A 12,095-nucleotide genomic window follows, 5' to 3' on the forward strand; every position below is an offset into this window, starting at 1 on the left:
ACGGCAATGGCGCGCAAAGGCATTATTCTCGCGGGCGGATCGGGCACGCGCCTGTATCCGATCACGCATGTCGTCTCCAAGCAGTTGCTGCCGGTCTACGACAAACCGATGATCTACTACCCGCTGTCCACGCTGATGGTGGCGGGTATTCGTGACGTGCTGATCATCTCCACGCCGCAGGACACGCCGCGTTTCGAAGCCATGCTCGGCGACGGCAGCCAGTGGGGCATGAACATTCAATACGCCGTTCAGCCTTCGCCGGACGGTCTCGCGCAGGCGTTCATCATCGGCCGCGATTTTGTGGGCAATGATCCGTCGGCGCTGATTCTTGGCGACAACATCTTCTACGGCCACGATCTCGCGAAGCAGCTCGAGCGCGCCAACCAGCAGGAAGACGGCGCAACTGTGTTTGCGTATCACGTACAAGATCCCGAGCGCTATGGCGTGGTGGAGTTCGACAAGCAGTTCCGCGCCCTCTCGATTGAAGAGAAGCCGGCGAAGCCGCGCTCCAACTACGCGGTAACGGGCCTGTACTTCTACGACAAGCAAGTCTGCGATATCGCTGCCGAAATCAAGCCGTCGCCGCGCGGCGAGCTTGAAATTACCGATGTCAATTCGCGGTATCTCGCCAACGGCGCGCTCAACGTCGAGATCATGGGACGCGGTTTTGCGTGGCTCGATACCGGCACGCACGATTCGCTGATAGAAGCGGCCACCTTCATTGCGACGCTGCAAAAGCGCCAAGGGCTGGTGGTGGCGTGCCCCGAGGAAATTGCGTTCCGGCGACGCTGGATCAGCGCGGAGCAGCTCGAGAAGCTGGCCACGCCGCTCTCGAAGAATGCCTACGGGCGCTATCTGCAAAATTTACTTTCGGACCCCTTGGCATGGCCATCAACGTAATTGCGACCACTTTGCCGGACGTGAAGATCATCGAGCCCAAAGTGTTCGGTGACGCGCGCGGCTTCTTCTACGAAAGCTTCAACGCGCGCGAATTCGCGAGAGAGACGGGGGTCAGCGCCGAGTTTGTGCAGGACAACCATTCGCGTTCTGCGAAGGGCGTGCTGCGCGGCTTGCATTACCAGATTCAGAATCCGCAGGGCAAGCTGGTTCGCGTGGTGTCCGGGGAGGTGTTCGACGTCGTGGTGGATATCCGGCGCAGTTCGCCGACCTTCGGTAAATGGGAGGGCGTGTACCTGTCTGCCGACAACAAGCGGCAACTTTGGGTGCCGCCTGGATTCGCGCACGGTTTCTGCGTGACGTCGGAAAGCGCCGAGTTTCTTTATAAGACCACCGACTACTGGTTCCCTGAGTTCGAGCGCAGTCTGCTGTGGAATGATCCGGCACTCGGGATCGAATGGCCGCTCGAGGGCGAGCCGCAGGTTGCCGCGAAAGATGCGGCAGCGCGGCCGCTCGCCGAAGCAGAGGTGTTCGCATGAGGATTTTGCTGACTGGCCGTAACGGGCAGGTCGGATGGGAGCTGCGCCGTGCGCTGGCTCCGCTCGGCGACGTCTTGGCGTTTGATCGCAACGAGGCCGATCTGGCGAGGCCGGAGACGCTGGCGAAGCTGGTGGCGTCGGTGCGTCCGCACGTGATTGTCAATGCTGCGGCCTATACGGCTGTCGACAATGCGGAAACCGAGACCGAGCTTGCACACCGGGTGAATGCTGAGGCGGTTGGCGTGCTGGCTGAGGCCGCGCGTGAGCAGAACGCGCTGATGGTCCACTACTCGACCGATTATGTGTTCGACGGGTCTTCAAAGACGCCGTACTTCGAGACTGATCCCGTGGCGCCGTTGAATGCCTACGGTGCGAGCAAACTAGCCGGCGAGCGGGCGATTGAAAACGTGGCCGGCGATTGGCTCACGCTACGGACCACCTGGGTGTATGGGCCGCGTGGCAGCAACTTTTTGCGAACCATGCTGCGCGTGGCGGGTGAGCGCGACAGGCTGCGTGTGGTGGCGGACCAGACGGGTGCGCCGACTTCGGCGCGCATGATTGCGGATCTCACCGCCCATGTCGTGGCGCAGGCTCAGCGCGAGCGCAATGCCGGCGAATTCGAGTCCGGCTTGTTCCATATGACGGCTGCGGGCGAGACAACATGGCACGGCTTCGCGAGCGCGATCATCGAGGGCGCGCGTGCCTCCGGGAAGATGGCGATCAAGGCAACGTCGATCGAACCGATCTCCTCAGACGAGTATCCGACGCCGGCGCGCCGCCAGCAGTATTCCGTGCTCGACAACGATAAGTTCGACCGACGCTTCAGGCTCGGTCGCCTCGACTGGCGCGAAGGGCTAGCGCTGGCGCTGGACGATCTTTTGGGGCAGTAAGCACGTCCCGCATTGCAAACAGGAACAGGTATGGAAACACCAAATCGACTGCTGCATCCACTGGCGGTCGTGTACTCGCTCACGGAGAATTGGCATCTGATCGTGCAATTCGTGAAACGCGAAGTGGCCGGTCGCTATAAGGGTTCGTTTCTCGGACTCTTTTGGTCGTTCATTACGCCGCTGTTGATGTTGAGCATTTACACGTTTGTATTTGGGTTTGTGTTTAAGTCGAGATGGCGGCCTACGTCGACCGACCACATCGAATTCGCGGTGGTGATGTTTGTGGGCGTGCTGGCGCACAACTTGATCTCGGAGTGCCTGACACGCGCGCCGATGTTGGTGGTCGGCAATCCGAACTACGTTAAGAAGGTGGTGTTCCCACTGCAGACACTGCCCTGGATCGCGATTGGCACCGCGTTGTTTCACATGCTCGTCGCGTCGGTCATTCTTCTTATCGCGATCCTGTTCTGGCAGGGGCATATTCCGTGGACGGTGATTTTCGTTCCCGTGATCCTGTTGCCGTTTATCGTATTGATTGCCGGGCTGGTGTGGTTCCTTGCGTCGTTCGGCGTCTTCATGCGCGATCTCGGGCAAGTGATGGGTATTGTGTCGTCGCTGCTGATGTTCATGGCGCCCGTCTTTTATCCGCTGACCTCGGTGCCACCGCGCTTGCGCGCGATCATCATGCTCAACCCCTTGACCTTTGTGATCGACCAGATTCGTAACGTCGCAATCTGGGGCGGCCAAGTCAACTGGCTCGGTTGGGCTATCTATTCGGTGATTGCGTATATCGTCGCATCGCTTGGACTATTCTGGTTCCAGAAAACGCGTAAGGGATTTGCAGATGTGCTCTGATAGCGTGAGAGAAACCGCTGTCGAGGTGCATGGTCTCGGCAAGCGTTATGAAATTTACAGTGCTCCGCAGGATCGGCTGAAGCAGATGATCCTGCCGCGTGTGTCGCGGATGGTGGGCCGGCAGCCGAAGGAATACTTCCGCGAATTCTGGGCCCTGAGGAATGTCGATCTGACGGTCAGCCGCGGTGAGACGGTGGCGATCATTGGGCAGAACGGGTCTGGCAAGTCGACCTTCCTTCAGCTCGTCTGTGGCACCCTGTTTCCGACTCAAGGCGAGGTGAAGCGGAGCGGCCGGGTCGCCGCGCTGCTCGAACTGGGCGCCGGTTTCAATCCCGATTTCACCGGCGAAGAGAACGTTTACCTGAGCGGCATGCTTTACGGTTTGACCGAAAAGCAGTTGAAGGAACGCTACAAGTCGATCATCGAGTTCGCGGAGATTGGCGACTTCGTTTCGCAACCCGTGAAGACGTACTCGAGCGGGATGTATGTGCGCCTGGCGTTCGCGATCGCTGCGCACGTCGATGCGGACGTGCTGGTGGTGGACGAGGCGTTGTCCGTCGGCGACGTGCGCTTTACGCAGAAGTGCATGCGCTTTTTGCGCGAGTTCCAGAAGAACGGCACGCTGCTGTTCGTGAGTCACGACGTCGGTGCGGTGACGAGCCTGTGCTCACGCGCGGTCTGGCTCGATCATGGCTCGGTGCGCATGGATGGGTCGGCCAAAGAAGTGGTCGAGGCTTACCTTGCCGAGCAGCATGTGCTGGATCGAAAGGCACAGGGCGTGGCAGTGAGTGCGGTGAAGACCGCGCGGGCCCGGGCCAAGATGAAGGCGCTCGACGTGGTCGATCCGCGGGTCGATCAATTGAAAGCTGCGAACACCATCAAGGTATTTGAATTCGATCCCGCGGTGCAGGAGAGCGCATTCGGAGCGGGCGGCGCCTCGATCGTCGATGTTGCGTTGATCGACGAAGATGGACGTCAGGCTCAACTCATGCAAGGTGGCGACCTGATCACCCTGCAACTGAAAGTCGCTGCACACACGCAGATGACCGGATTGATTTTTGGCTTCTACGTGAAGGATCGCCTCGGGCAACGGCTGTTCGGGGACAACTCGCACCTGAGTTACGAAGACGTCATCGAAGGGACTGAGGGTGATGTGTTCCTTGCTTCATTCCGGTTCCGTATGCCCATACTGCCGGTTGGCGCGTACTCCATCGACGCCGCGGTTGCATCCGGCACCCAGGACGATCACACCCAACAGCATTGGCTCCATGACGCGTTGCAGTTCCGTACCGTCGACAGCACGATGCGTCACGGCTTAATTGGTATCCCTATGTTGAGCATTAGCGTCGAAAAAGAGAGGTCACTGGCGTGATCGAATTCACCGGCGAACGGTATGTCCCGACCGAAGACGGGGACATGCGCTATGAGCATTTGCACCGCTATGGCTGGGCCGCACAGACAGTCAAGGGCCTGCATGTGCTGGACATTGCTTGCGGTGAAGGCTATGGCTCGGCGATTTTGGCCAGGTACGCCAAAGAGGTGACCGGCGTTGACATTTCGCATGAAGCCGTCGAGCACGCGGCGGAGAGCTACGGGGATGTTCCGAACCTCTCGTTTCGGCAGGGCAGCGCAACGGCGATCCCGTTGGCTGACGCCAGCGTCGACGCGGTCGTCTCATTTGAGACGCTCGAACACCTGACGCAGCACGATGAAATGCTCGCGGAGATTCACCGCGTACTTAAGCCGGGCGGTTTTCTCATCCTGTCGTCGCCCAATAAGAAGGTGTATTCGGACGATCGAAACTTTAATAACGAGTTTCACGTCCGCGAGCTCTATTTCGAAGAGCTCGATGCGCTGGTGAAGCGCTATTTCAGCGCTGTGACTTACTATGGCCAGCGCCTTGCAACGAGCTCGGTGATCCTTCCGGGTGATCGGCAGGATGCAGCGTATTCCGCTTTGACGCTCGATCAAGCCGGTGTAGCGGTGCGTACGCCGAAACTCGACGCGATCATGTACTTTCTGGCGGTCTGCTCGAAGGATGCTGAGCATGGACAGCCCAAGCTGGAGGCGTCTATCTTCTTTGAAGAGGGTAGCGATCTCTATGCGCGGAAAGAGGAAATTGCGGCATGGGCGAACCGTCAGACCGCCGAAATCGAGGCGCGCGACACGGAGATCCGCCGGTTGCAAGCTGAGTTTGCCGACCGCACCGAGTGGGCACTGTCGCTTGACGCGGAGGTTCAACGCCACGCCGATTCGATGCGTGAGCGCGAAAACGAGCTTCGAGGGCTGAGAGCGACCGCGGACGGTGAAACCGCCGCGCTCGTCGAGCGGTATGAGGCGATTCGCCACGAGCTCGACGAATTGCAGACAGGCCTTGGCCAGTTGCAGGGCGAGCTGGCAAGCGTCTACGCGTCCACCTCATGGAAGATCACGCGACCGCTGCGTGGCATTGTGCGGGTCGCCCGAGGTGATGTCGCGTCGGTACTGCGGCCGCTTCGCCCGTATGCCAAACGGTGGGGACGAGCAGCCTACAAGGCGTTACCGCTCAGTCACCGGCAAAAGAACAAGCTTGCCGATGTTGTCTTTCGCGCTGCCGGTCCGCTTTTCGAAGGCGTGGTGTTCTACGAAGCGTGGAAGCGTCAAGGCGCGCCGCTAACCCAGGTCCTGGGGCGCCCACAGATCAAGCCGGAAGAGTTCGATTCGGTCCTCGCCTCTTTGACGCTGCCCGAGGTGGAGAAGCCCCTCGTATCGGTCGTGATTCCGGCCTACGGCAATTTGCCGTACACGCTTGCCTGCGTTCGGTCCATCATCGAATATTTGCCGGCGGTTCCGATCGAAGTGATCGTCGCTGAGGACGCGTCAGGAGATAAGGACATTCTGCGGATGCAAGAGATTCCGGGTCTTCGCTTCGTCTTGAACCCGAAGAATCTGGGCTTTATCCGCTCCTGTAATCACGCGGCGACCCACGCACGCGGCGAATTCGTCTACTTCCTGAACAACGATACGGAAGTGACGCCTGGCTGGCTCGATTCGATGGTGGCGTTGTTCGATACACGTCCCGATTGCGGTATGGTCGGCTCCAAACTCGTCTATCCCGATGGCCGTCTGCAGGAAGCCGGCGGAATCATGTGGAAGGATGGTTCGGCGTGGAATTTCGGGCGTCTCGACGATCCGTCCAAGAGCGCTTACAACTACGTCAAAGAAATCGACTATTCGTCGGGTGCTTCGTTGTTGCTCCGAAGGGAGCTGTGGAACGAACTGGGCGGTTTCGACGAGCACTATGTACCGGCCTACTGCGAGGACTCCGATCTGGCATTCAAGGTGCGTCTGGCGGGTAAGAAGGTCTATTACCAGCCGGAATCGGTCATTGTTCACTACGAAGGCATCTCGAACGGAACTGACACCGGCTCTGGCATCAAGGCTTACCAGGTAGAGAATCAGAAGAAGTTTCGGGAGCGTTGGCTTGAAGTCCTCAACGCGCAGCACTTCGACAACGCCACGCAGGTGAGTGCAGCGCGCGATCGCACGCGTATTCGCAAGACCGTTTTGATTGTCGACCACTATGTTCCGCAGCCCGATCGCGATGCAGGTTCGCGCTCCTTGATCTGCTTCATTCGTGTATTCCTGGAGATGGGCCTCAACGTCAAGTTCTGGCCGCAGAACCTTTGGTACGACGAAGCCTATGTGAAGCCGCTCCAGCAAATGGGTGTCGAGGTCTTTTACGGCCCGCAGTTCATCGACGGTTTTGACGAGTGGATCAAGAATACTGATCAGACCATCGACTTCGCATTTTTGAATCGGCCCTATGTCAGCGAGCCGTTCATCGAGCCGCTGCGTAAATACGCACCTGCTGCGAAGTTGCTCTATTACGGCCACGACCTGCACTTCGAGCGCACCTTGAAGCAGGCGGAGGTCTCGGGCGAGCAGAAATTGCTGCGCCAGGCGGAGACTGAGCGTCAGCTTGAACTGAAGGTCTGGAAGGCAGTTGACCTGGTCTATTACCCGTCGTCTACGGAAACCGATACGGTCAATAAGATGGCGCCGGGCGTGGCAGCGCGCACCTTGCCGCCTTATTTCTTCGAGCCTCGTCCGTCCACCGAAAGCGCCGCGACGTTACAGGAGCGCAGCCAGATTGTCTTCGTTGCGGGCTTTGGCCATCCGCCTAATGTCGACGCAGCGAAGTGGCTCGTGAACGAGATCATGCCGCGTATCACTGCGGAACTGCCGCATATCCATCTCACGTTGGTGGGCTCAAATCCGACCGACGAGGTGAAAGCTCTCGCTGGACCCAAGGTGGTGGTGACCGGCTACGTGACGGATCAGCGGCTTGCCCAGCTGTATGAACTCGCCCGCGTGGCAGTGGTACCGTTGCGCTTTGGCGCTGGCGTCAAGAACAAGGTTGTTGAAGCTCTTAACTTCGGTACTCCGCTGGTGACGACACCAGTTGGCGTTCAGGGATTGGCGGGTCTCGACGACTTTCTGCCCGTGACCGACGATCCGGCCGCGTTTGCATCGAGCGTGATTGAACTGGTTCGCAATGACGCGAATTGGTTCCGTGTTGCCGAAGCGGGGCGTGCGTACGTCGCCGCGAACTTCTCGAGCTCGGCAATTCGTGAAGTGTTCACGCAGGATCTGGATTTCAACCTTTGATTTATCGCTTATGACTACCTCTTTCAAACCCGGAACCGTTCGCGCGCGTGCACCGCTGCGGCTTGGACTCGCGGGCGGCGGCACGGACGTCTCGCCATACTCCGACGACTTTGGTGGGCTTGTCCTGAACGCCACCATCGACAAGTTCGCGTACGCGACCATTACCCCCCGTGACGACGAGACGGTTGAACTGGTGGCGGCGGATAACTCGGTGCACTGGTCCGGCGCGGCTACGGCGTCGCTCGGCTTGGTCAAGGGCCTGGAGCTGCACGCGGGCGTGTACAACCGTATCGTTCGCGACTACAACGCTGGCGTCCCGCTGCCCGTACTCGTGACGACACACTCCGAAGCGCCGCCGGGATCGGGCCTGGGCTCGTCGTCGACGATGGTGGTGGCGTTGGTCCACGCCTTCGTCGAGTACCTGCAGATTCCGCTTGGCGAATACGACATAGCGCAACTCGCTTATGACATCGAGCGCGTCGACCTGGCATTTGCCGGCGGCAAGCAGGACCAGTACGCGGCCACGTTCGGCGGTTTTAACTTCATGGAGTTTTATCAGGACCGGGTGATCGTCAACCCGCTGCGCGTCAAGCAGTCAGTGCGTGCGGAACTCGAGTCCTCATTGGTCTTGTTTTACACGGGCGTGTCCCGCGAGTCTGCCCGGATCATTCAGCAGCAGACTGACAGCGTGCGCAGTGGCAATTCCACCTCGCTGGATGCGTTGCACCGCGTGAAAGAAGAAGCCATCAAGATGAAGGAAGCCATTCTCAAGGGTGACTTTGACAGTTTCGCCGAGTCGATGCGTCTCTCGTGGATCTCGAAGAAGCTAATGGCGACCAGTATTAGCAATTCAAGCATCGATGCAATCTATGATGCGGCGATTGCGGCCGGTGCGCGTGCGGGCAAAGTATCCGGCGCCGGTGGCGGCGGTTTTATGATGTTCGTCGTTGATCCGACGAAGCGACCTGACGTGATGCGCACCCTCGCGCAATTCAACGGTCAGGTATTTACCTGCAACTTCACCGAACACGGTGCGTATTCCTGGAGGACCTAATGAAAGATACGATCCGGAACGAAATCTCGAAGGCGATCGACGTTTTCACCGCAATTCACGCCGACGAAGTCCTGCTGGATAAGGTCGCGGGTTTCGCACAGACGATCGTCGACACGTTCAAGGCAGGCAACAAGGTGCTGATCGCCGGTAATGGCGGCAGCGCAGCCGACGCGCAGCACATTGCTGGCGAGTTTGTCAGCCGCTTCAACTTCGACCGTCCCGGCTTGCCGGCGTTTGCGTTGACGACGGATACCTCTGCATTGACCGCTATCGGCAACGATTACGGTTACGAGAAAGTGTTTGCACGCCAGGTGCAGGCCGTTGCCACCAAGGGTGACTTCTTCTGGGGCATCTCGACGTCCGGCAAGTCTGCGAACGTCCTGCGTGCCATGGAAGAGGCACGCGCGAAGGGCATGTATGTGGCGGGGTTCACTGGCGCCAACGGTAACGCGATGCTCGATCTGTGCGACGTGTGCATTGAAGTGCCGTCCCGCTCGACGCCGAAGATCCAGGAAGGGCATATCCTGCTGGCCCACATCATTTGTGGCCTGGTTGAGTCGAGCCTTTTCACCCCGGCATGATTCCCGCAATCGTTCTGGCTGGCGGACTTGGTACGCGCCTTCGTTCGGTCGTACCTGATCTGCCAAAGCCGATGGCCGTGGTGGCGGGCAAGCCATTCCTGTGGTGGGTTCTGCGCCGTCTCGAGCAGCAGGGTATCGCGGATGTGTACTTGTCCGTCGGCTATAAGCGCGACGTGATCGAGGATTACTTCGGCGACGCCTTCGGAGCACTGAAGGTGCACTACGTCATCGAAGATGAGCCGCTCGGTACGGGCGGCGCCATTGCCAAGGCGATGGCTGAGATTGGCGGCGACGAAGCGTTCGTGCTCAACGGCGATACGATGACCATCGTCGATTTCGACGACCTGCGTGCCGCGGGCGCATCGGGCGAGGCCGACGTCGTCATGGCGGTGGCAAAGCTTGACGATGTGGCGCGCTACGGGGCCGTGGATTTCGACGCGGCGCCGCCGCGCCGGGCCACCGCATTCCGCGAGAAGGGGCAGACCGGTGCAGGCTTTATCAACGCCGGTGTCTATCTGGTGAAGCGGGCTTCGTTCATGCGCTATGTGAACCAGGAGCGGTTTTCGTTCGAGCAGGACTTTTTGCACGCTCATCTTGCCGAGCTTCAGGTTCACGCGGTTCCGGCCGTTAGCCAGTTGATCGATATCGGTGTGCCCGAAGATTATGCGCTGGCACAGACGCTCGTGCCGCAGATGGTGGCTTGAGACGATGACAGCATTGAAGCGTGCGCTGTTTCTCGATCGCGATGGGGTGATCAATGTCGACATTGGTTACCTGCATCGTGCCGAGGACTGCGTGTTCGTACCGGGAATTTTTGAGTTGGTGCGTCAGGCGCGCAAGGCGGACTACGACGTGTTTGTCGTGACCAACCAGGCGGGGATCGCGCGCGGTTACTACAGCGAAGAGACGTTTGCAGCTTTCACAAGCTGGATGCTCGAACAGTTCGCTGCGCAGGGAGCGCCGATCACGCAGGTCTATTACTGCCCGCACCATCCGACGGCCGGGATTGGCGAGTATGGGATTGCTTGCGAGTGCAGGAAGCCGGCGCCGGGGATGTTGTTGAGGGCGGCGGCGGAGCACCACGTTGATCTTGGCACGTCAGTCATGGTGGGAGACTCGTTGACCGATATGCAGGCGGCCAAGGCTGCAAAGGTCGGCACTTGCTATTTGTTTGGGGACGCGGTTGTCGAGGATTTGGAGCCGGACGTTATTCGTGTCGACGATTTGCTGGACGTTGCGGCTCAACTCAGTAACCATCCCTCGGACGTGCAATAGCGTCAGGTTGCTGCGCTGACGAATGGCTAGCGTTAATGATTAGATTGCCGCTAGCTACTCCTGCGATAGTCCGCACATCAACGCGTCAATCTATCCGCGAGCCTATTAGCTCCGCCGGACCGCAGAAACGAAGTACCCGAGCGGGTCTTCCGCCGCGCCTCTTCCCGCAGCGTCTGCCCAATGCGTGGCAATCAGGAATCCCAACGCGATCGGCCCGCATAAAACCGCGAGCGGCAGCGTCCATACCATCTCGACAGTTTTCGCTGGGCGAAGAAGTCGCAAGGTGAGCACGGTGAGTTTGTTTGCGATTACCCCGATATCGCTGCCACGTTCAACAATCTGCACGTCGCTGAATCCGTGTTGCTCGAGCAGCACGCCGAGGCGTTCACGCGTAAAACGATGATAGTCATGAGGTATGTGGTGTCTGCGCGCCGACCAGGGAACAGTCAACAATAGGGTGCCCTGGTTCTTCAGTACTCGCGCGATCTCCTCCAGCAGCAGTTCCGGGTCTGCCGCGTGTTCAAGCACCTCGATACAAATTGCGTTGTCGAAAGCGGCGTCTGGAAACGGAATCTTGCGCCCGTCATAGTAGGTGATATCGGCCCGACCGCGCGACATTCCGAAGTCGTCTGAATTCCCAATGTCGATGCCATGGTACGTGGCATCTGCTGGAAGCCAATCGCGCCATGGTGATTCACCGGCGCCCACGTCGAGGACGCTTCCATGCAGGCCAGCCAGGTGGGGCCGCAGAAATTTGGCGATGGAGCCAAGCTGCACGTCGACCAGGCAGCGCAATTTGAATAGAAGCGGGTGCTGAGTTGGCGACGTGACCGCTATCGGCTGGAACTGTTCTTGCAAGGCAGTATCCCTCTGGACTCGGGCGCTGGAACTTCGTTGTTTGTTTAGAGCTTGAGCGTTGCGCTGCTCCAACCCCTGATTTTACCGGCTATCGCGATTCGCTCCCGCCGTTGGCGGGTGTCGCGAACACCACGCGCGACATGAGCAGGTAGGCAACGACAGCCATGATCGGCGTCAGAATGACCTGGCTCAGAATTGGCCCGCCCACGACGGCCGATAGCCAATGAATCAGGAAAAGATTCAGGAAATAGGTACCGACATAGACAGCCACGAACTTCGGTATACGGGCAGGGGAGAGATCGGCAAATACAAGTCCGCCGGTCGTCAGGAAATTAAATACCAGGCCGGCCACGTTTCCGCCGACGAGTGCAAACCACGTCGGGCTGCCCAGCCGAATGAACAGTGTATAGGTCGCAAGGCCAAAGACTGTGTTGAGCGCCCCGACCGCGACAAATCGGCCGACGCGCCCAGACCGGTTGTAAAGTGTCCTGAGCAC

12 protein-coding genes are annotated in these 12,095 nt (G+C 59.1%); 10 read left to right on the plus strand and 2 right to left on the minus strand.

Going from position 1 to position 12,095, the window contains the following annotated elements; genetic code table 11:
• Positions 1-6: 6 nt before the first annotated feature.
• From rfbA to gmhB, 10 genes are read left to right on the plus strand one after another with little or no spacing between them, the layout of a single operon-like run.
• Positions 7-900, plus strand: a complete 894-nt coding sequence (gene rfbA, locus AYM40_RS03090; RefSeq protein WP_063494935.1) for a glucose-1-phosphate thymidylyltransferase RfbA — start codon at positions 7-9, stop codon at positions 898-900.
• Positions 885-1,436 carry a dTDP-4-dehydrorhamnose 3,5-epimerase gene (gene rfbC, locus AYM40_RS03095; protein WP_063494936.1) on the plus strand — a complete coding sequence of 184 codons (552 nt, stop codon included), beginning with the start codon at positions 885-887 and terminating at the stop codon, positions 1,434-1,436. Before rfbA ends, rfbC begins: the two co-directional genes overlap by 16 nt.
• Positions 1,433-2,326, plus strand: coding sequence for a dTDP-4-dehydrorhamnose reductase (rfbD, locus tag AYM40_RS03100; RefSeq protein WP_063494937.1), 894 nt, complete (start codon positions 1,433-1,435; stop codon positions 2,324-2,326). The genes rfbC and rfbD overlap by 4 nt, the downstream gene beginning before the upstream one ends.
• A gap of 30 nt (positions 2,327-2,356) precedes the next feature.
• Positions 2,357-3,181, plus strand: coding sequence for an ABC transporter permease (locus AYM40_RS03105; protein WP_054041700.1), 825 nt, complete (start codon positions 2,357-2,359; stop codon positions 3,179-3,181).
• Between the two features lie 4 nt (positions 3,182-3,185).
• Entirely contained in the window at positions 3,186-4,553 is a 1,368-nt protein-coding gene (locus AYM40_RS03110; protein ID WP_236720886.1) for an ABC transporter ATP-binding protein, read from the plus strand.
• Complete coding sequence (locus AYM40_RS03115; protein ID WP_063494939.1) at positions 4,550-7,831, plus strand: methyltransferase domain-containing protein; 3,282 nt, start codon at positions 4,550-4,552, stop codon at positions 7,829-7,831. Before AYM40_RS03110 ends, AYM40_RS03115 begins: the two co-directional genes overlap by 4 nt.
• Positions 7,832-7,841: 10 nt before the next feature.
• Positions 7,842-8,885 (plus strand): dehydrogenase, encoded by a 1,044-nt coding sequence (locus AYM40_RS03120; RefSeq protein WP_063494940.1) that lies wholly within the window; start codon positions 7,842-7,844, stop codon positions 8,883-8,885.
• On the plus strand, positions 8,885-9,466 hold the full coding sequence (locus AYM40_RS03125; protein WP_063494941.1) for a D-sedoheptulose-7-phosphate isomerase: 582 nt from the start codon (positions 8,885-8,887) through the stop codon (positions 9,464-9,466). Before AYM40_RS03120 ends, AYM40_RS03125 begins: the two co-directional genes overlap by 1 nt.
• Positions 9,463-10,170 carry a nucleotidyltransferase family protein gene (locus AYM40_RS03130; RefSeq protein ID WP_082854922.1) on the plus strand — a complete coding sequence of 236 codons (708 nt, stop codon included), beginning with the start codon at positions 9,463-9,465 and terminating at the stop codon, positions 10,168-10,170. Before AYM40_RS03125 ends, AYM40_RS03130 begins: the two co-directional genes overlap by 4 nt.
• Positions 10,171-10,174: 4 nt before the next feature.
• On the plus strand, positions 10,175-10,741 hold the full coding sequence (gene gmhB / locus AYM40_RS03135) for a D-glycero-beta-D-manno-heptose 1,7-bisphosphate 7-phosphatase (RefSeq protein ID WP_063494942.1): 567 nt from the start codon (positions 10,175-10,177) through the stop codon (positions 10,739-10,741).
• A 105-nt stretch (positions 10,742-10,846) separates the two neighbouring features.
• On the opposite strand, the gene AYM40_RS03140 is transcribed toward gmhB, so the two are convergent.
• The gene (locus tag AYM40_RS03140) at positions 10,847-11,599 is read right to left on the minus strand and encodes a class I SAM-dependent methyltransferase (protein ID WP_063494943.1); all 753 of its coding nucleotides are present in this window, start codon (positions 11,597-11,599) and stop codon (positions 10,847-10,849) included.
• Between the two features lie 88 nt (positions 11,600-11,687).
• Positions 11,688-12,095: a GtrA family protein gene (locus tag AYM40_RS03145; protein ID WP_063494944.1), complete on the minus strand. Its 408-nt coding sequence runs from the start codon at positions 12,093-12,095 to the stop codon at positions 11,688-11,690.

This window comes from Paraburkholderia phytofirmans OLGA172 (genome assembly GCF_001634365.1).
Lineage (GTDB): Bacteria > Pseudomonadota > Gammaproteobacteria > Burkholderiales > Burkholderiaceae > Paraburkholderia.

Coding starts and splice junctions, on each gene's coding strand:
- rfbA (WP_063494935.1), top strand. CDS start 7: ATGGCGCGCAAAGGCATTATTCTCGCGGGCGGATCGGGCACGCGCCTG.
- rfbC (WP_063494936.1), top strand. CDS start 885: ATGGCCATCAACGTAATTGCGACCACTTTGCCGGACGTGAAGATCATC.
- rfbD (WP_063494937.1), top strand. CDS start 1,433: ATGAGGATTTTGCTGACTGGCCGTAACGGGCAGGTCGGATGGGAGCTG.
- AYM40_RS03105 (WP_054041700.1), top strand. CDS start 2,357: ATGGAAACACCAAATCGACTGCTGCATCCACTGGCGGTCGTGTACTCG.
- AYM40_RS03120 (WP_063494940.1), top strand. CDS start 7,842: ATGACTACCTCTTTCAAACCCGGAACCGTTCGCGCGCGTGCACCGCTG.
- AYM40_RS03125 (WP_063494941.1), top strand. CDS start 8,885: ATGAAAGATACGATCCGGAACGAAATCTCGAAGGCGATCGACGTTTTC.
- AYM40_RS03130 (WP_082854922.1), top strand. CDS start 9,463: ATGATTCCCGCAATCGTTCTGGCTGGCGGACTTGGTACGCGCCTTCGT.
- gmhB (WP_063494942.1), top strand. CDS start 10,175: ATGACAGCATTGAAGCGTGCGCTGTTTCTCGATCGCGATGGGGTGATC.